Source organism: Chitinophaga sp. YR627 (genome assembly GCF_900114995.1).
GTDB lineage: Bacteria > Bacteroidota > Bacteroidia > Chitinophagales > Chitinophagaceae > Chitinophaga.
Map to the genome: position 1 here is coordinate 1,201,925 of NZ_FOUX01000001.1, position 20,077 is coordinate 1,222,001.

Below are 20,077 nucleotides of genomic sequence, written 5' to 3' on the forward strand. Positions count from 1 at the left end.
TGATGATGCAAATGTAAATGAACGATTGTTCATTATCCAAATTCTTTACACTGTTACCTATTATATTAAAAATATCATTAAATGTATTTGTATGTTTTATAAGTCATAGCGTTGAAATAAATTTTCTTGAAAAATGAATGATCGTTCATTGTATATTTGCGTAGTAATTCTTGACAATGAGTAAGGGGAAAAACACAAGACAGTTTATTATAGAGCAGACAGCACCGCTTTTCAATACAAAAGGTGTGGCGGCAACTGCGATTACGGATATCATGGAAGTGACGAATCTGGCTAAAGGGAGTCTTTATGTGCATTTTGCCAACAAGGAAGAACTGGCTTACTGTGCAGTGGACTATAACCTGCAACAATTCGTGGAGAAGACAGGTGCGGAGGCTCAGAAATATAGCGGTGCAAAGGAGCAGTTTTTCGCTTTGCTGGACTATCTCGGCGACCCGCTGAATCCTCCGGTAAAAGGAGGTTGTCCCATGATGAATTTCGGGATGGAAGCGGATGATACCAATCCTGTCATTAAGGAAAAGGTATACAACACGATCTGCACAGTGCAACAGGCAATGACGGATATCGTAGAACATGGTATTGCAGCAGGCACGTTCAGGAAAGACTGGGACGTAAAGGTCTTCGTAACCAAAGCTTACGCCATGATAGAAGGAGGCATCCTGGTATCGAGGGTATCAGGCAATAGTGATCAGATGAACTTACTCGTTGGTCTGTTGAAAGCGGAAATAGAAGAGCAGGTAATTAAAAGCTAAAATAATAATATTATAAGTTGCTTAATATCAGGCTGGAACAAGTTGTTCCGGCCTTTTTTTGTGTTGCCTGCGCTGGTCTGGAAACGGATAAGCCGGGCATTTGCCGACCGTTTTTCTACAGGGGAAAATCTGCTGATATAAAGCCATAAAAGGACTATACCAGGTTAAATACCTGCCAGATGGAAGCACAGAAAAGAAAAGTATGTAAACCAATCACAGGATTAGAAAAACTCCTGTAAACCTTCATTAGGATTAAAAGCAGTACTTGTAAACTTCAAACAGGATTATTTAACAATAGTGTAAACCTATATCGGGATGATACCCTGCACCTGTTTCATCAGGGCTGAATCAGTAAGATTTTCCCTGGATAAGCCGTAGATAACCCATAGATAACCCGTATACAAGCCGTTCTTATAGATACGGGTTATCTATGGATTATCTACGAGTTATCTACAGCTTATCTACGGGTAATATTCCTGATACAGCCCTGATAAAGACATGTCCTGATACAGAAAACCTTACAGTTGACATATTGATTGCAGGATTGGTTTTACACGTGTGAGATTGTTTCAGCGAGCGCTTTACAGGTGTCTTGATACAGAAAACCTTCTAGTTGACATATTGATTGCAGGATTGGTTTTACACGTGTGAGATTGTTTCAGCGAGCGCTTTACAGGTGTCTTGATACAGAAAACCTTATAGTTGACATATTGAATGCAGGATTGGTTTTACGATAGGAGATTATTTCACCGGAAACTTTACATCGAACAAAAAAGCCCTGATCAGCAAATCCCGGTCTAAAAAACAGGATGCTGATCAGGGCTTTTTCAGGCCTTTTAAAAGCCGTTTAAGCCAGTTTTGAGGTTGGTATTACTTAAGCAGGAATTCGTCGATCATGCTGACCACTAAAAGCGGAATTTTACTGTTTTTATCAGGCGCACAGATCTCCCCGATATAATCACCATGACCACCAGGCAGGATGGCGAGTTGTGCATGCGGGAGGGTACGTGTGAGCAGTAGTACGTGTTCGCTGGTGATCACGTCTCCATAACCATTGATCACCAATGCAGGCGCCTGTATGCCTTTGATCAATGTATCAGGAATGTCTGTAAATCCGATCATACGTCTGGAGTCACGTAGGAACATCGCTTCCAGGCCTTTCGGGTCAGAATTGATCTTCCGGTAGGCATCAGCGAGTGGCGCCGGCATCTGTGCTAAGGTCGCCTGTGCCATGCCTTCAAAGAATCCGGGCATCATTCCATCTCTTCTGTACAGGGGAGAGGCCAGCACCAGTTTATTGACCAGTTCAGGATGACGGATACCTATCTGTAATGCGGTTGTGCCGCCATTACTGAAACCCATGATATCAGTCTTGCTGATCTTTAATTGTCGCAGCAGTTCTGCCACATCATCGGCATCCTGCTCGAAGGTCATCGGGCGGTCAATATCTGCGGTGTGTCCGTGCGCCTGTAACTCTATAGCGATCACTTTATGATGTTGTGCCAGCGAGGGCAGGACGCGGCCATAAGTTGTTTCGATGGTAGAACCTCCGCCATGAAGGAGGACCAGCGGCATACCGGTACCATGGATCTCATAATACAGTTTCAGGCCATTGACAGCCGCATAATGACCTGCGGGGGATGTTTGTGCGTTCGTCGTTAAGGGTGTCATTGTAAGGAGAATTGTAAAGAGAATGATTGTTCTCAACATGGTGAACATGATTTTCAGATAACGCAAACTTAGCACCTGAAATGATAGCAGAAGATGGCCGGATAAGCCAATATTACTGGTCGATCCGGTCATCTTCTGATAAGCTTATTTACCATGAAGGATAAAGCCCATAGTAGGATGTTCAGGATCTTCGTAATCATCTGGTGTGGCGACACGGCTATTTTCATCAAAGATCATCCCTGTTTTGGCAGCATCATAATGCGGCCATGGCTGACGTCCTTTGATGAAATCACACCAGCGCTGATGCATCAGCGTGGCGAGTGCCGGATTAGCCGGTGGATGACCTTCTCCAGGGATATACCAGATATAGGCCAGTTCCTCGGCATGTGTCGCGGGTGCGCCATTCTTTGGCTGCTCAAACGAATACAGCCAGACATTCTTACTACCGGCAGCCAGTGCTTTAGTCAGCCGGAATGTATGCAACTGGTACATATAACGACTTAACGTGACAATCGCAGCCGTATCTTCCGGACGGTCCTGGATGCGTTTCCAGGCAGCATAACTATACCTGTAATTATCGCCAAACCAGTCGCTCAGTGAGCTGGAATCCGGTGTATACAAGCGCCGGTCCATATTCATAAAAAGGATCGCTTCGGCTTTATTGGTACCCAGTAATACCCGTACTTTTTTATTCGGATGTTTCCTGACATAAGCCAGTGCATCTTCTTTGATGATACGACCGTCTGTCACCGGACCAAAATAATTAGTGCCTTTCGGTCCGCCTAAGATCTTCGCCTGTGCCGGAATCAGGGTAGTGGCAGGTAATTGCAGCAGCGCCGCCGGATCACTGATACCCAGGGTATCCATCAGCCGCTGCCGGATCGCTTTTGCAGTAGCAATATCACGGATACAGTTTACGGACCCGCTTTCAAGTATCAGCTGACGGAAACTGCCTTTCGCGGCAGGCGCCACCAGTAACGCAGAGATCAGTTTTGCACCTGCTGATTCTCCCATCACGCTTACCCGCGAAGGATCGCCGCCAAAAGCCCGGATGTTCTTTCTGATCCATTGTAAAGCCATCATACAATCCTGTAAACCGTTATTGCCTGATGTTTCATATCCGGGGATATCACCCATATATAAGAAGCCGAATACACCTAAACGATAATTGATGGTAATACAGATGATGCTGTCTTTATCTGCGAATGCATGGCCATTCATGCCCATACCACTACCACCGGTCATACCGCCGCCATGTACCCATACGACTACAGGCATCTTTTTGGCAGGTTGAACAGTGGGGGTGTAGAGGTTCAGTGTCAGACAGTTTTCATCGCCTCTTACGCCCTTATTGTCTCCGTTGTATTGTGCCGCAGGGGCGCCAAAGCTGGTACAGGACAGGGTATCTTTCCAGACAGGCATCTCAGCAGGCGCTTTAAAACGAAGAGCGCCAACAGGAGGTGCGGCGTAAGGAATGCCTTTAAAAACGGTGATGTCTTTATCAGCAGCACCGCGTACATAACCGCGGTTTGTTTTGACAACAGTAGTGGACTGAGCAGAAAGCGTGAGTGCCGGTAGCAGGCACAAACAGGAAATGAGCGTACGTAACGGGGAAAAATTCATGATAATATCGGGCTGTTATTATCGCTCAAAATAAGACATGTTTTAATAAATAGGAATAAAAAAACCGCTATCATTGCTGACAGCGGCGTATAAGAGACAATATGGGAATACTAGCTTAACACACGACCAAAACCATCGCCATAGATCAGTTTTTGTGACTCTTTGATGATCTCATGCGGTGAACCCAGGGAGATAGCACTCACCTCGTTCAATCTGCTGATTTCTTCATCACTGAGCGTTACCTGTAAGGAATCGAGATTGTCCTGTAACTGCGCTACATTACGCGGACCGAGGATGGTTACGGTAGACAGTTCTTTAGGCTGATGACGCTGACGCAGCCATGCCAGTGCAACATGCAGCATCTTTGCCTGATGCGTACTGGCGATATCTGCCAGGGTATCAAGGATCAGGGTTTCGCGGTTGCTGCTTTCGCCTTTTACCAGTAATCCGCCCCAGGCCACCTGACGATTATCTTTATCTGCGGAAGGGGTACGGTATTTACCGGTGAGCGTACCACCTGCCAATGGTGACCAGAAAGCGACACCCAGACCCAGTGACTGCGCCATTGGTAACAGCTCTCTGTCAGGCGTACGTTCGATAAGGTTATATTCAATCTGGATACCCACAATAGGAGACCAGCCACGCAGATCGGCAAGGAGAGAGGCATTCGCTATTTTCCACGCGGGATAATTGGAGAGACCGGCATACAATATCTTTCCATCTCTTACCAGATCATCAAATCCACGGACCAGTTCTTCCAACGGGGTATGCTGGTCGTCCAGGTGCGCCCAATACAGATCCAGTCTGTCTGTTTTCAGTCGTTTCAGACTTGCTTCTACCGCACGGATCATGGTCTTACGGCTATTACCGGTTGTCAGCAGGGTAGAACCACCCATGCTGAATTTGGATGCCAGGACAAGGTCATCTCTTTTATCAGCAATAAAACCAGCTAAGAGTTCTTCTGATTCTCCTACCTGATAACCATCTGCCGTATCAATAAAATTGCCGCCAGCGGCAACGTATGCGTCGAATACTTTCTTTGATTCTTCCGGTGTCGCGCCATGTCCCCAGCGGGTACCGAAATTACCTGTTCCTAATACAAGCTCTGACACACGCAGGCCTGACTTCTTTCCGAAGATCTTATAATTCATAAATTAATCTTTTGAGTTTACTAGTATTTGTATATAACGATCGGTATATGAAAGGTCAAAAAATTTTAATGTAGGGAAATGCCCTGGACGGTTTCTTTTGCAGTGGTGAGTATTATATCGAGGAAGACGGGATTCTGAGTGGCTTTGCCTATCAGAATGGCGCCTTCTATCAGGGCGATAATGGTGAGTGCTGTTTTCTGAGCGTCAGTATCTTTTTTAAATTCATTGGCAGCAATTCCTTTTTCAATGACGGTAACGAGGTCCTGTTTCCATCTGAGTAAACCATCAGCTGCTCTCTTCCTCAGTCCCTCATGCGTGTCATCTGCTTCTACGGCTGTATTCATCATGGGACAGCCGCCACCGCTGCTATCCATACTGCCATAATACACAGCAATATTGGCCAGCAATTTATCTTTATAAGTATCACTCTTCTCCATCGCATTATTGATGGCCTGTCTCAGCCTCAGCAGATTGTAGTCAAACACAGCATAAGCGATCTGCTCCTTATTTTCAAAGTTACCATAGATACTACCCTTCGTCAGTCCGGTCGCCTTCTCCAGGTCCGTGATAGAAGTGCCGGCATATCCCTGTCTGTTCATCAGGTTCGCCACCGATTCTATAATGAATTGTCTGGTTGTTTCGGATCTCGGAGTGAATTTCATGATGCAAAAATAACGATCGGTATATGATACTTGCGTAACCGGATTGTCATATTTTTTGTCAATTACATGATTATTGACGATTGCGTGTGGCCGGGAATGTCTTTTAGAGTCATATGCTTTGTTATAATTTGTTGATAGACATCTTGGGGGATGGTTTTGAGTGGCCTGACTGGTTTGGCAGGCCTGGCTGCGGATTCAGATAACCAGACGAACTGACCCGCTAAGTACATGATTGAGCTTTGGATGAGGGGCTATGGGATGGGAACTTTGGTGAACAGTAGCTTTTTGCAGGGGGCGGGGTGAAGGGCCTGGCTGCGGATTCAGATAACCAGACGAACTGACGCCCGTTAAGTACATGGATTGGGCTTTGGGGAGGGGCTATGGGATGGGAACTTTGGTGAACGGTAGCTTTTTGCAGAGGACGGGGTGTAGGGCCTGGCTGCGGATTCAGATAGCCAGACGAACTGACGCCCGTTAAGTACATGGATTGGGCTTTGGGGAGGGGCTATGAGATGGGAACTTTGGTGAACGGTAGCTTTTTGCAGAGGACGGGCTAAGGTTCGTCTGGTTATCTGAATCCTTCGCCTGACCAAGACTGTTTATTCCTTCGTTATAGGGCTAAACATTTAAGACTGTTATCCGATTGTTCATTAATGGTTTCTTTCATTTGCTGGTAACCGCATCCTCAGTCATCCATTCACTTGCAGAATGAGACGTTATAAGTTAACCCTTAAATAACAATATAAATAGTCTAGAAACGCATTAGTAGTAAAGTGAGGATGGACTATTCACACACTGTTGTTCAATAGTTCATTAACGGTTTCTTTCATTTGCTGGTAACCGCACCCTCAGTCATCCATTCACTTGCAGAATGAGACGTTATAAGTTAACCCTTAAATAACAATATAAATAATCTAGAAACGCATTGGTAGTAAAGTGAGGATGGACCATTATTCGTCCGGCGGAGGATTCAGATGACCAGACGAACCTTAGCCCGTCCCCTGCAAAAAGCTACAGTCCATCGTAGATCCATCGCATAGCCCTTCCCCCAAGGCTCTATCTATATACTTAACGGGCGTCAGTTCGTCTGGTCATCTGAATCCACAGCCACGAAGCCCAACCCACTTCAAAAAAACACCTATTTAAAACCTACACTAACATTAACCCCGGGGCAGTAAGCAGATAGACAAGAGAATCAGCTGCAAATGACCACAAAGGCAAATAAACATATCATTGAATGAAGGTCCAATGAATAGTTATATTAATTCAGGTAAAATAAAGTCGAGTATGCACATCGTTTATGCCAGGCAGTGAATGTAATATCCGTAACCCGCTTTCCTGACAAACGCTGATTCTTGCAGCTGCGGACACAGGAACAGTGAATAAATAATAACACACTATACCACAACCATTTACCACCCATCAAAAAAATAAACCGGAACTATTATGTAATTATGAAATCAATTTAATAATTTTAGTTGCAATCGATTGCCTTTTTATTACATTTGTAACTGAAGATCTATTATATATTCTGTAGAAGAGCTATTCCCTGAGACCAAAATCGACATCCAATTAAATCATTCCACGCATCATGACAGAGTCAGTAAACATAACAAGTACCAATAGCAGCTCCTGATATGCAAACGTTTGCATTCCGAAATGGAATGCCGTTGCACGATGCCGGTAAAACTACCGGCACAGGTCCTTTATTGTCTTTATCCGTTAAATATTTCCGCGCATCATGACTAATTCAACAAACATAACAGGCATTAACAGCAGCTCATAATATGCAAACGTTTGCATTCCGGAAATGGAATGCCATTGCGCGATGCCGGTAAACCACCGGCACAGGCCTTTTATTGTCTTCACCGGTTAAATTATTCCACGCATCATGACAAACACAACACACATCAATAGTAGCTCTTAATATGCAAACACCTGCATTCCCGGGACGGAATGCCATTGCAGGATGCCGGTAAACAACCGGCACAGACCTCTATTGCCTTCACCTAAACACACAATGTGATGATTAATTATTTACCTCCTCCAAAGGGAATGGGGGTACGCTGGCTGCATGCCAGAAGTATCCTGCATGCCCTTATCCTCACCGCAGGATCCATTACAGGCGCCACAGCGAACAATGCGCCGGAAACAGCTCATGTGTACTTCCAGGACAATGGTACACAACAGCAGCAAACCATTACCGGACAGGTTACGGACGCAACCAGTCAACCTTTGCCAGGTGTCAGCGTATCGCTGAAAGGGGCCTCCACGGGTACCGTCACCAATGCCAGCGGACACTATACCCTGAAGGTGAATACGACAAAAGGAACACTCGTATTTTCCTCCATGGGCTATGTCGGAAAAGAAGTAGCCTTCTCCGGCGCCGCCAGTTTAACTATCATACTGGAATCAGATCAGAAAGCGCTGGGAGAAGTCGTGGTAGTCGGCTACGGTACACAAAAGAAAGTAAACATGGTAGGTGCCGTATCTGCTATTAAAGTAGACGAAAAGATCACCAGCCGCTCCCTGCCCAATACCTCCTCCGCATTATCTGGTCTGGTGCCTGGTCTATCTGTTACCCAGAACTCCGGTATGGCGGGCAACAATTCCTCCAGCCTCATTATCCGTGGTCTCGGGACCGTGAATAATAGCAGTCCGCTGGTTGTAGTAGACGGTATGCCCGACGTAGACATCAACCGTATCAACATGAACGATATCGAGAGCATCTCCGTACTGAAAGATGCTACCTCGGCTTCCGTATATGGTTCCAGGGCGGCCAATGGCGTTATTCTCATCACCACCAAATCGGGGAAAGGACAAAAAAAGACGACAATCAATTTTTCAGGTGGTTATGGGGTAGAAGTACCAACGCGCTCCTATGAATTCATGGCGGACTATGCAAGGGCATTGACCCTGCACCAGCGTGCCGCAGCTGTCAATACGCTCCGCTCCAACTACAACTTTAAAGATGGCACCATCGACCAGTGGATGGCTATGGGGATGATCGATCCTTTACGCTATCCGAATACTGACTGGTGGGATGTGATCCTCCGCGAAGGGGTGATACAGAACTATAATCTGTCCGCCTCCGGAGGAACAGAAAACTCCAACTTCTTTATGTCGCTCGGCGTCATGGATGAAAGAGGGCTCCAGATCAATAATGATTACAAACGTTATAATGCCCGTTTCAACTACGACAATAAACTGCGTAAGAACATGAACGCCGGACTGCGTTTCAACGGTAACTGGTCTAAATACCAATATGCACTGGCAGATGGTTATACGGATGATGATGCCTCTAATACGGCCGGATTTGACCTGCAATACGCAATTGCTGGTATTACCCCTTATGACCCGGTTAGTGGTTACTATGGGGGTGTAATGGCATATAATGAAGATCCGCAGGCATATAATCCCTACACCGTTTATCAGAATATGCTGAACCGGCAAAACAGACAGGAAGCCAATGCTACGGCATACCTGGATTGGGAACCGATCAAAGGACTGACAGGGCGTGTGGATTATACCCTGAATTATTACAACCAGTTCCGCTGGAATGCCAATAATCCGAACCGTGCCTATAACTTCCAGACCGTCAGCTATGGCAGCCGGGTATATGTAGGTGATAATGCAGGTATCGGCAACTTTACGAATACAGGTTACAAAACCATGCTGAATGGCCGTATTACGTATCACAAAACATTTGGGGTCAACCATGACTTTACCGCTTTGGGTGTATACAGTGAAGAATTCTGGTATGACCGTTATCAGGGTACTTCCAGAAATGACAGGTTGTATCCCACACTGCATGAAGTAGATGCTGCCCTTACTGATATACAATCAACGGGTGGTAATTCCAGTACAGAAGGCTTACGTTCCTACATCGGCCGTATCAACTATACCGCTTTTAATAAATATCTCTTCGAAGCGAATTTCCGTTATGATGGTTCTTCCCGCTTCCTGCCGGGACAACAATATGGATTCTTCCCTTCTGTTGCCGTAGGATGGCGCTTTACAGAAGAGAAATTCATCAACCACCTGACCCGCCGCTTCCTGAGCAATGGTAAGTTCCGCGCTTCTTACGGCGGATTGGGTAATAACTCCGGTGTCGGTCGTACCGAGCAACAGGCTACGCTGGCTGCCAGTCATTATATGATCGATGGCACTATTGCCAAAGGTTTTGTGAATCAGAAAATGGTGAACAGGGACCTGTCCTGGGAATCTACCCGGGTACTGAACCTCGGACTGGACCTCGGTTTCGTAGACAATCACCTGACAGCTGAAATCGATTATTATAACCGTCTGACCACAGGCATGAACCGTCCTTCGGAAATGTCCGTATTACTGACCGGCGCTTACAACGCACCGCGCAAAAATATCGGCGATCTGCGTAACCAGGGGATTGAGTTAAACCTGACCTGGTCTGACAGGGTTGGTCAGCTGAGTTATGGTATTAACCTGAATGGTTCTTATAATATCACGACGCTTGAAAAATGGAATGAATTCCTGAGCAGGGGATGGACCTTCCTGAACATGCCTTACCACTTCCTGTATACCTATGAAGATAAGGGTATCGCACAGACGTGGCAGGATGTATACAATAACACCCCGCAGGGCGCTTCTCCGGGTGATCTGATCCGTAAAGACCTGAATGGCGACGGACGTATCGATGGTAACGACATGAAGGCTTATCCGAATGTGCAAAGGGACAGACCTACGACCATTCTCGCACTGAATACGACCTTCTCCTGGAAAGGCATTGATCTGGGTTTCCTTATTACCGGCGCAACCGGTCGTAAAGACTACTGGATCAACAACTACAATAACATCAACTTCGGCGCGCAGCGTTATGCCTCCACCTGGGACCACTGGAATAACCCATGGTCTGTAGAAAACCGCAATGGCGCATGGCCAAGGCTCAGCGGTAGTAATAACCGTGTAGAGACGACCTTCTGGCTGGATGACCTGAGTTATATCCGTTTCAAGAACGTGCAGCTGGGATACAATCTTCCTAAAGAACTGCTCAGCAGGATCGGGTTGAATAACTGCCGTATCTATTGCTCTTCCGAAAACCTCTTCACCATTACTTCTTTCCGTGGTCTTGATCCTGAGCTGAATGGCAACAGGAGCAATGCTTATCCGCTGAACAGGACTTATGGTGCAGGATTGAATATCGGTTTATAAAAGATATTACTATGAAGCAGACTATTGTTAAAATATATATCGCAGGCACACTGTTACTGGGTGCGGTACTGCAAACAGGTTGTGTAAAAGACCTGCTGGACAGAGAGCCGGCAACAGAACTGGGAACAGGTGCTTTCTGGAAATCAGAAGCTGATGCGACTTATGCCCTGATGGGGGCTTATGCGGATATCCGTCCGCTGTTTGACCGTGACTATTATTTCGACGGACAATCAGAATACCTCCGTGTAAGGGGTACCAGTACCGCCAGTGGTAACCTGCAGAAAGGAGACGCCTATAACGGTGGAGATTATAGTCCGTCGGGATATGGCGACAACTTCGACAAAATGTACGAACGGTTATATGGCGGTGTACACCGTGCTAATTATGTCATCGAAAACGTCCGTAAGATGCTGCCTGCCGCCAGCGGAACAGCCCTGGTACAGCTGGAACGCATCGTTGGTGAAGCCCGCTTGCTGAGAGCAATGGTGTATTTCAGACTTATCTCTATGTGGGGCGATGTGCCGTATATCGATCACGTCATTTTCGATAATGCGGAGGTAGCCAATCTGACACGTACGTCTATCACACAGGTAAAAGATTCCATTATAGCTGACCTGACCTATGCCTTTGAAAAACTCCCGGTGAAGGCCCCCGAGATTGGCCGTGCCTCCAAACCGGCGGCACTGGCCTTCCGGGGCAAAGTACAATTGTATTGGGCCTGCTGGAATACCTACGGATGGCCTGAACTGGACACTTTTCAACCGGATGCGGCCCAGGGTACGGATGCATACAGGGCAGCGGCGGCTGACTTTAAGAAAGTCATCAATGATTATGGCCTGAATCTCTTCAGAGGCGGAGAACCGGGAGAGTGCGACGTATTGGGTAAAGCAGACAAACTGCCGAATTACTATTACCTGTTTACGCCAGTGGCGAATGGAGATCCTGAAATGATCATGGCCTTTAGTCATGGTGGTACCGGTACCAACCAGGGAGAAGAACTGATGCGTGATATCGCCGGTCGTTCTCATGAAGGTTCGCAATGCTGGGTATCGCCCCGTTATGAGATCGCAGACCGTTATCAGTCGACGATCACAGGCGATTTTGCAGATAAACTGATCCCCATGAATCCTGCGAATAATGCAGCTGCAAGGACGACCCTGAATTCAGCTGTCAATCCGCAGAGTTATACCAACCGCGACTATCGGATGAAGTCTTCCATTATGTGGGATTATGAGATCAGCGTAGGTATGATCTCGTTGAAGTCAACTGGTTGGGTACCTTTTATTTACCGTACCTGGAATCAGCCGGTAACGATCGATGGGGCAAGCTTTATCACTTATAATACCGATGGTTGTAACTCCGGGTATGTATTGCGCAAATTCCTGCGGAATACCGCCGGACTGGGACGTAGCGATGGAACCTATAATTTTCCTGTAATGCGGCTGGCGGATGTATTCCTGATGTATGCAGAGGCAACAAATGCAGTGGATGGTCCGCAGGGAGATGCCATTGCTTTATTGAACAGGATACGCCATAGAGGTAATCTGCCGCCACTGGGGGCGGATAAAACGGCCAGTAAAGAGGCCTTCTTTAATGCGATAGAGCAGGAGCGTATCGTTGAACTGTTTGGCGAAGGCCAGCGCGGTTTTGACCTGCGCAGATGGAGAGCGATTGAACGGGTATGGAATCCGCCTTATGGTAATGGTGTATGGCGTATAGATACCTACGGCGCACAGATGACACGCTATTTCCAGAACGTATCGGAAAGAGAGTACCAGCAATGTTACATCTTCCGCATTCCGCCGGGAGAACGTAACCGCAACCCTAATCTTACACAGAACACACCATGGCTCTAATCCTTCAATCCACAACAATGAAATACTGTTTAACGATCATATTACTACTGACTGCATGCACCTGGATGGGCTGCCGCAAAGAAGCGCCTATAGATGAAGATGGTTTGCTGATCACCACCCGTGCAGAATGTTATGTCAGCAATTTTGAATTACTGGGTGCAGATTTCCAGACCGTACGTACAAAGAATGCAGTGATCGATACGATTGCCTGTACGGTAGATGTAACCGTCTTTTATGGTACAGATCTGAAGCATTTATATCCGCAGTTTACGCTGGTGACAGATGCAAAACTGGACCCTAAGATCACCGGATTTACTGATTTTTCAGATCTGGCGAATCCGAGGACTTACAGCGTGATATCGGGTAACAGACAGGTGAGAAAGACCTATAAGGTGAATGTTACCGTACAGCCCAGATAGTATTTACACTAAAATTTACACAAATGAAAAGTTATATCATGTCATTACTTGGGCTGTGTCTGTTGGTGACCGCCTGTAAGGACAAGGAATATGCCATCCCGGAGGCTAAGAATGAATTGCAGAATGATTGCATTAAACGTACACTGGGACCCAATGTGGCAGGACTGAACATTGAATTTGCCTATGCGATAGCATTGCCGGCAGCAAAAGGAAAGATTGTATCTGCACAGGTAGAAGCTTCCATTGCAGGAGAAGCAACAACCTATCTTGAACACCGGTCTTATTATACCAATGGCAGCGGAGAAGACGTGGGTATTCAGATAGGTGATCCTGCTGTCAATGAAGGCAACACGACAAAAGTGAATTTTACAAAAGATACCAATGCCGTAACCCTCCGTTACTTTTATGTGATCCCGAAGTCAGCACAGGGAAAGGAAGTCCGCTTTACCTTCTCCGCAAAAAGCAGCAACGGGGAAACCGTCTCCTATGCGATGGGGCCTTATAAGATCTCAAAAATGGATATGGTGCTGGATCTGCCGGTGAAGAATGCAGAGGCCTCCTTCATTTCCGTGGCAGACATGGCGGTGTATACAGAAAAGGATGTTCCTGCGAATGCAGATAAGATCGATCTGGTGTATCTCTATCGGGCGATTACAGGTATTTCTTTTAACCATGCGCTGGTATCGCCGGGAGCAAACGCGGAATATCTGCCGGATATTACATTGCCACCGGGATTGAACAGGGTGACGAAGGTCAGAAAGACCTGGAACCTGCGGGATTTTCACCTGGCGCGGCTGCAATATGGTATTTATATCGATGACCTGGATTTCGAGCAACTGGATATGACAGGATCGCCTGATTACGTTATTAATCTGAAGTCGGAGGCAGGCGCCTGGGTGGAGACTGCTGACGGCAGGTATCGTGCTTATATTTATATGAATAAAGTGGAGGATAGCAAGAAAAGTGCGACCATCAGTATGAAACGTTATACGCTTAAATAATAAAGTCGTTATGAAAATGCCTGTTTTTTATGCCGGGGCCTTATTGATGCTGGGGATGATCATCTGCCTGTATAGTAAGGCGGCACAGTTGCCACCACAGACCTACCTGCTCAAAGGTCCGCAGTTGCTCGATGCAAAGGAGAAGATCGCAAAGAAAGATCCTGCTATGCAGCAGGCGCTGGTTGCTTTGCTGAAGATAGCAGACAAGGCGCTGGAGAACGGACCTTATTCCGTGGTCTACAAAACAAAGGTGCCGCCCAGTGGTAACAAACATGATTACATGAGCGTAGGGCCTTACTGGTGGCCTGATTCTACAAAGGCAAACGGATTACCCTATATCCGTAAGGATGGGCAGGTCAATCCGGAACGGTATGCTATCAAGGATGATGAGTACCAGAATGCCATTTCACGCGACGTATATTACCTTGGACTGGCCTGGTTTTATACCGGGAAGGAACAATATGCTAAACATGCAGCAGGCCTGCTCCGGACCTGGTTCCTCGATACGGCTACCAGTATGCACCCGCACCTGAATTATAGTCAGGCGATACCAGGTATTACAGATGGCAGGGGAATAGGACTGATCGATACCCACAATGTGACCATGCTGCTGGATGGTATTCAGTTGCTGAAAGATTCAAAGGCCCTTTCGGCCGCGGAATATAAGCGCATACAGGACTGGTACAGGGCATTCCTGCAATGGATGCGTACGAGTCCGATCGGGCAGGATGAGGCGGATGAACTAAATAACCATGGCACCTGGTATGACGTGCAGCAGGTAGCGATCGCTTTATTTACAGAGCAACCGGCACTGGCAAAACAGCTGCTGGAAGAGCAGACAAAAAAGCGCATTGAGGTGCAGCTGGAAGCAGATGGCCGTCAGCCGAAAGAGCTGGCCCGGACCTTATCCTGGAACTATTCGCTGTTCAACCTGCGGGCCTTCTTTGAGCTGGCCCTGCTGGCAGAGAATGTGCAGATGGACCTCTGGCATTATGAGACACCGGGAGGTAAAAGTCTGCAGAAAGCCTACCGCTGGCTATTGCCTTTTGCGACCGGAGCCAGCCAGTGGACCTATCAGCAGATCAAGCCCAAACATGATGAGGAATTCCTGGAACTATCGGAGGTGGCTGCCCGAAAATACCCGGATCTGGACCTCAGCGCCCTGAAAGTGCAGCATAAAGACTATCAAAATGACTTATTATTGCTGACGCAGTGGGCGTACTAAAAAAACAGCGTTATGAAAAGATGGATTGTTTTAACCTGTATGCTGGCAGTCTGTTATTGCAGACTGTCGGCCCAGCATCTCTTAAGTGGTCACTATACAGAGACTGAACTGGCAGCAAAACTGATCCCGCAGGGACAGTGGATGCCGTTTCCGCGTACAACAGACCGGGAGGGCTGGGAAAAGGCAGATACCGCTATCGGAGAGGCGGTTATCAAAAAAGCAGAGGGATATATTGACTACGACTGGCCCTCTATCCCGGCTACCAAATCCCTGTTGATCATCCGTACGGGCAACCGCAGCGAATACCAGGATATCGCCAATAAAAGGCGGGAAGTACTGGCAACTTTGCTGATGGCAGAACTCTATGAAAATGAAGGACGTTTTATAGACCCTATTATCAATGGCGTCTGGTCTGTTTGTGAAGAGTCCTTTTGGGGCGTACCTGCCCATCTGCCGGGTTCCTTTAAAGGCCTGATGGATGTGTCACAGCCTTTTGTAGAACTATTCTCCGCAGAAACCGCCACGCTGTTAGCCTGGGTGGATTATTTCCTGGGGCCACAGCTGGACGCTGCTTCTCCGCAGATCAGAAAGCGTATCTACTATGAGACGAACAAACGCATCTTTGAACCGCTGATGACTAAACCCCATGGCTGGATGCATGCTACCGCAAACGGCAGAAGGCCGAACAACTGGAATCCCTGGATCTGTTCCAACTGGCTGAATGCGGTGTTGTTGCTGGAAAAGGATGATAGTAAAAGAATTACTGCCGTTGATAAGATCCTGACTGTGCTGGATGAATTCCTGGATCCTTATCCTGCGGATGGCGGTTGTGATGAAGGTCCTGGTTACTGGGGCGCAGCCGCGGCTTCTTTATATGATAATGTGGCGATGCTGAACCTGGCGACAAATAATGCCTTTGATTATGTATATAATGATAAGAAAGTAGGGGAAATGGGTAAGTTCATTTACCGTGCCCAGATCAGTGAACGTTACTTCCTGGATTTTGCAGATGCTGATCCGCAACCCAGGATGGCGGCAGGCATGATCTATCGTTTCGGAAAGGATATCAAAGACCCGGCGATGATGCGTTTTGGTGCGTGGTACCTGAAAGATGAGAACCAGGCAGCTGTAGGCGGTTATCATTTCTTCCGGCACCTGTTTGCCATCTTTATGCAGGATGAGTTCAGACAGGCGGAAAAAGGACTGGCATTACCGGCGGATGTATGGTGGCCTGATCTGCAGGTCATGGTGGCAAGAGATAAGGAGGGTGGTACAAATGGTTTCTTTGTGGCGGCAAAAGGCGGTAACAATGATGAAAGCCATAACCATAATGATATAGGCAACTATGTGGTATATTATGATGGTTTACCGGTGCTGATCGATATCGGACGAGGTACTTATACGGCCAAAACATTCAGTAGTAAGCGCTATGATATCTGGTACAACCGTTCAGACTATCACAATGTGCCTAGTGTCAATGGCTATCAGCAGTCAGCCGGACCACAGTTCAAAGCCACGGAAGTTATGTATAAGCGGAGTCTGACTGCTGCGAGTATCATGATGGATATCAGCAGTTCATATCCGGAGGCGGCAGGCATCGAAAGATGGCAGCGCAATATCCGGCTGGCAAGAGGTAAGCAGGTCTATATAGATGATGTTTTACAGCTGAAGAAAGACGGTATAGTTACAGAACACCTGATGACCTGTTATCCGGTGGAAGTCATGAAACCAGGCGTCCTGGTGATCCATAGAAAAGAAGGGAATGTCCAGAAAGACTTTTATCTGCGTTATCCGGCGGACCAGCTGGAGGCGAGTATTGAAAAAGTACCGTTATTGACGGAGGAAGATGGTGGTGTAAAGCAGAAATGGGGAGAGAACATCTACCGGATCAATCTGAATGGCGCCGGTATTAAGGCAAAGACGAAGCTGGGTTTTACGGTAGGCTTACAATGAGACTACTTTATAAAAATAAACAGCCTGTGTATATATGTATACGCAGGCTGTTTTGCTTTTTAAGACGATTATATAACGTGAATGCCCCCGCGATCAGGGGCAAAAAAAAGCCGGCAGGTTTTGGTGAAATATAGACATATTTCACGTGCCCCGCCGGGTTGCATTAATTCACTATGACTACTTGTTATGATTACACTCTTTACTTATTATTTACCAATTATTCCGGCTAATTTGTCGGATAATTGTGTCCCTTTGATATTCCTTCCAACAATATTGCCTGATGCATCGATTAATACGTTTTGCGGAACAGCACTTATATTATAAAGTTCAGCGACTTCATTTCTAAGGAATTTCAGATCGGATACATTGTAACCGCTCATTTTGTCATCAGCGATCGCCTGTAACCATTGCTCTTTACGTTCGTCGAGAGAGACATTGATTACGACCAGGTCTTTCTGGTTGTAAGGCTTCACGATCTGTTTCAGTTCCTGGTTGTCCATTCTGGAGGTAGCTGACCAGCTGGCCCAGAAGTTCAGAATAACTACTTTTCCTTTGAAGGAAGAGAGGGTGATCCTGTTACCATCGGAGTCTTTCTGTCCGAAGTCAGGAGCCGGAGCACCGATAGCGGTACGTTTGGATGCCTGTATCTTCTTTTCGAAAGCTTTACCTTTTGAGGAGGCTCTTGTTTTTTCGTTCAGTGCGTTGAACATTGGTTCAATCTCACGGAAATCAACAAAGTTGCCAGCGTATTCTTCCAGGAGGTCCAGGTTGATATACATATCATTGTGCTGCTGGATGAATTCTTTCATGCGCTGTTTCCGGAATGCCATTGCAGCACGGAAATGCTCCATATAAGCTCTCTTTGCAGCCAGTCCTTTCTCAGTTACATCATTCTGTAGTGTGTTGGAAGATTCTGCGGTCAGTAATGACAGCTTTTCTTCTGCATCTTCCATGAACTTCAGATATACATCATAGTCATCCTGTGACTTAGACCCATTCGAAGTGAAATTAGCGATGCTTTCATCAGATGTCACCCACACGATCGATCCCGGCTCTACATACAGATGTGCAATATCGCTTGCATTAAAAAAAGTCTGGTGTTCACCGCTTCTGCTTACTGTCAGCAAAGCGTTTGTTGGGTAAGCAACAGGTTTATCGAACGCGAAATTCCCATTGTCTACATCGGCAGAATCGAAAACAGTCTTACCATCATAAGTATAGCCGATATATACTTTCGCTGGCGCTTTTAATCTTCCTAGCTTTCCCTTGATCTGAAACGATTGCGACATCGCTGGCATCGCCATGCAGCAGGCCGCGAGAACCGTTAAGCATCTGTTCATCTGTTTTACCTTTATTGTTGGTTACACGAATTATCTAAAGTCTATCCAAAATTTAAACGCGAACTATCTTGAATGAACCTCTGCATATAAGACAACATTTAAATCACGATATGCGTACAAGGGTTAAAAAAAATTTTAAAGTATATAATTTGGGATTTTGTCTTTGTAGATATTATAAGTATCCAAAATATGGTGTGTAATTATGTCTAACTGGTTTATTTTATGTGTGTTACGAGACAAGCAATTAAGGAGTAGAGGAGAGGAGTTGATTTTTTGGGTAAAAACAGGATTTCTTATAAGACATTGGTTATCAGAATTAAAAAAAATTAAAATATTTTTTCTGATGACCTGCTTTCAGGCGCGCGAAGGGTAATAAAATTAAATTGGTTTTAAATATAAAAAATTGTTAAATTGTATCAAGAACGCGAACCATTTTTAATTATCTAAAGCATCTATCCCTATGAACAAGCGTGCATTATACCTTGTACTGACGGTATTTTTTGTAATGACATCTCTGGGTAATCTCATCGCCAACCCGGAGAACAGCAAAAAAGGATTTACAGAAATCGGTCATCAGACAGACGGTAACTACTACTACACTTTTTATGCGGATCTTTCTAAAGATCCCAATGCAATAGCTTATATACAGGTGCAAAAAAATTCCACCGGAGAAATACTGCAACTTGATAACTTTAAAGGCAAGGTGCTTTTCGGTAAACCGCTTTTCAGCATCAAGGACAAAGCAACGGTGTCCTTTTACGACAATTCCAAACTGATTTCCAAAGATCTTACCGGTGTGATTGAAGGAGGCGTTAAGCCCTGATCACTTTTCCGTGAGCATATATACTGTCTTGAGCTCTGTTAATGTATAACAGGGCTCAGGGTATTTCCAGGCATTACCGCTACGGTGGTAACGGATTGTCATGGCTTGTTGTTGGTATGCATAAAGGGTTGAAAAATATAACGTAATTAGACCAAACAAAAAAAAGCTAATTGCATTGGGATTTTCGTAATCTGCCGAACCAAATTCGACGTTATAACAGACCGGCTTCTGAGAAACCCTGCTTAAGAGAAAAAATGTATCTGACACCCAGTAGTTGACCTCCGTGACAGGGAACCACAACGAACATTTATCTGTTAAGTTAACAGAGAGGAATTAACACGTATCGACCAAAATTGTAAAACAGGCCATGACTCTGTAGCTTTTTTAACTATCATA

General features: G+C 46.1%; 13 protein-coding genes. 8 read left to right on the top strand and 5 right to left on the bottom strand.

The genetic code is table 11. The features are described from left to right. The first annotated feature begins 176 nt into the window (after nucleotides 1–176). A complete protein-coding gene (locus tag BMZ72_RS04375) occupies nucleotides 177–770 on the top strand; it encodes a TetR/AcrR family transcriptional regulator (protein ID WP_089805607.1) in 594 nt (197 codons plus the stop codon). Nucleotides 771–1,640: 870 nt separating this feature from the next. Here BMZ72_RS04375 and BMZ72_RS04380 read toward each other — a convergent pair. The 4 genes from BMZ72_RS04380 to BMZ72_RS04395 form a co-directional block, all read right to left on the bottom strand. Beyond that, nucleotides 1,641–2,480: an alpha/beta fold hydrolase gene (locus tag BMZ72_RS04380; protein WP_089807220.1), complete on the bottom strand. Its 840-nt coding sequence runs from the start codon at nucleotides 2,478–2,480 to the stop codon at nucleotides 1,641–1,643. Nucleotides 2,481–2,585: 105 nt separating this feature from the next. Next, a complete protein-coding gene (locus BMZ72_RS04385) occupies nucleotides 2,586–4,064 on the bottom strand; it encodes a carboxylesterase/lipase family protein (protein ID WP_089805609.1) in 1,479 nt (492 codons plus the stop codon). A 110-nt stretch (nucleotides 4,065–4,174) separates the two neighbouring features. Beyond that, nucleotides 4,175–5,215 (bottom strand): aldo/keto reductase, encoded by a 1,041-nt coding sequence (locus tag BMZ72_RS04390; RefSeq protein ID WP_089805611.1) that lies wholly within the window; start codon nucleotides 5,213–5,215, stop codon nucleotides 4,175–4,177. Nucleotides 5,216–5,280: 65 nt separating this feature from the next. Continuing rightward, nucleotides 5,281–5,877 carry a TetR/AcrR family transcriptional regulator gene (locus BMZ72_RS04395; RefSeq protein ID WP_089805613.1) on the bottom strand — a complete coding sequence of 199 codons (597 nt, stop codon included), beginning with the start codon at nucleotides 5,875–5,877 and terminating at the stop codon, nucleotides 5,281–5,283. 2,025 nt (nucleotides 5,878–7,902) lie between these two features. Between BMZ72_RS04395 and BMZ72_RS04400 the strand changes: the two genes are divergently transcribed. The 6 genes from BMZ72_RS04400 to BMZ72_RS04425 are packed head-to-tail and all read left to right on the top strand — an operon-like array spanning nucleotide 7,903 to nucleotide 17,518. Then, the gene (locus BMZ72_RS04400) at nucleotides 7,903–11,064 is read left to right on the top strand and encodes a SusC/RagA family TonB-linked outer membrane protein (RefSeq protein WP_089805615.1); all 3,162 of its coding nucleotides are present in this window, start codon (nucleotides 7,903–7,905) and stop codon (nucleotides 11,062–11,064) included. Between the two features lie 11 nt (nucleotides 11,065–11,075). Further along, the gene (locus BMZ72_RS04405; protein WP_089805618.1) at nucleotides 11,076–12,920 is read left to right on the top strand and encodes a RagB/SusD family nutrient uptake outer membrane protein; all 1,845 of its coding nucleotides are present in this window, start codon (nucleotides 11,076–11,078) and stop codon (nucleotides 12,918–12,920) included. Between the two features lie 17 nt (nucleotides 12,921–12,937). Beyond that, complete coding sequence (locus BMZ72_RS04410; RefSeq protein ID WP_089805620.1) at nucleotides 12,938–13,339, top strand: hypothetical protein; 402 nt, start codon at nucleotides 12,938–12,940, stop codon at nucleotides 13,337–13,339. A gap of 23 nt (nucleotides 13,340–13,362) precedes the next feature. Beyond that, entirely contained in the window at nucleotides 13,363–14,340 is a 978-nt protein-coding gene (locus BMZ72_RS04415; protein WP_089805623.1) for a DUF4466 family protein, read from the top strand. Nucleotides 14,341–14,350: 10 nt separating this feature from the next. Further along, nucleotides 14,351–15,565 carry an alginate lyase family protein gene (locus BMZ72_RS04420; protein ID WP_255373104.1) on the top strand — a complete coding sequence of 405 codons (1,215 nt, stop codon included), beginning with the start codon at nucleotides 14,351–14,353 and terminating at the stop codon, nucleotides 15,563–15,565. 12 nt (nucleotides 15,566–15,577) lie between these two features. Continuing rightward, complete coding sequence (locus BMZ72_RS04425; protein ID WP_089805625.1) at nucleotides 15,578–17,518, top strand: heparinase II/III domain-containing protein; 1,941 nt, start codon at nucleotides 15,578–15,580, stop codon at nucleotides 17,516–17,518. Nucleotides 17,519–17,724: 206 nt separating this feature from the next. On the opposite strand, the gene BMZ72_RS04430 is transcribed toward BMZ72_RS04425, so the two are convergent. Then, entirely contained in the window at nucleotides 17,725–18,858 is a 1,134-nt protein-coding gene (locus tag BMZ72_RS04430; protein ID WP_089805627.1) for a TlpA disulfide reductase family protein, read from the bottom strand. Between the two features lie 460 nt (nucleotides 18,859–19,318). Between BMZ72_RS04430 and BMZ72_RS04435 the strand changes: the two genes are divergently transcribed. Next, a complete protein-coding gene (locus BMZ72_RS04435; protein ID WP_089805629.1) occupies nucleotides 19,319–19,681 on the top strand; it encodes a hypothetical protein in 363 nt (120 codons plus the stop codon). The last annotated feature ends 396 nt before the right edge of the window (nucleotides 19,682–20,077 follow it).

Bases quoted from the DNA above. Each gene is read 5' to 3' on its own strand.
- BMZ72_RS04430 (WP_089805627.1), bottom strand. From the start codon at position 18,858: ATGAACAGATGCTTAACGGTTCTCGCGGCCTGCTGCATGGCGATGCCA.
- BMZ72_RS04420 (WP_255373104.1), top strand. From the start codon at position 14,351: ATGAAAATGCCTGTTTTTTATGCCGGGGCCTTATTGATGCTGGGGATG.
- BMZ72_RS04395 (WP_089805613.1), bottom strand. From the start codon at position 5,877: ATGAAATTCACTCCGAGATCCGAAACAACCAGACAATTCATTATAGAA.
- BMZ72_RS04375 (WP_089805607.1), top strand. From the start codon at position 177: ATGAGTAAGGGGAAAAACACAAGACAGTTTATTATAGAGCAGACAGCA.
- BMZ72_RS04385 (WP_089805609.1), bottom strand. From the start codon at position 4,064: ATGAATTTTTCCCCGTTACGTACGCTCATTTCCTGTTTGTGCCTGCTA.
- BMZ72_RS04425 (WP_089805625.1), top strand. From the start codon at position 15,578: ATGAAAAGATGGATTGTTTTAACCTGTATGCTGGCAGTCTGTTATTGC.
- BMZ72_RS04380 (WP_089807220.1), bottom strand. From the start codon at position 2,480: ATGTTGAGAACAATCATTCTCTTTACAATTCTCCTTACAATGACACCC.
- BMZ72_RS04415 (WP_089805623.1), top strand. From the start codon at position 13,363: ATGAAAAGTTATATCATGTCATTACTTGGGCTGTGTCTGTTGGTGACC.
- BMZ72_RS04390 (WP_089805611.1), bottom strand. From the start codon at position 5,215: ATGAATTATAAGATCTTCGGAAAGAAGTCAGGCCTGCGTGTGTCAGAG.
- BMZ72_RS04405 (WP_089805618.1), top strand. From the start codon at position 11,076: ATGAAGCAGACTATTGTTAAAATATATATCGCAGGCACACTGTTACTG.
- BMZ72_RS04400 (WP_089805615.1), top strand. From the start codon at position 7,903: ATGATTAATTATTTACCTCCTCCAAAGGGAATGGGGGTACGCTGGCTG.
- BMZ72_RS04410 (WP_089805620.1), top strand. From the start codon at position 12,938: ATGAAATACTGTTTAACGATCATATTACTACTGACTGCATGCACCTGG.
- BMZ72_RS04435 (WP_089805629.1), top strand. From the start codon at position 19,319: ATGAACAAGCGTGCATTATACCTTGTACTGACGGTATTTTTTGTAATG.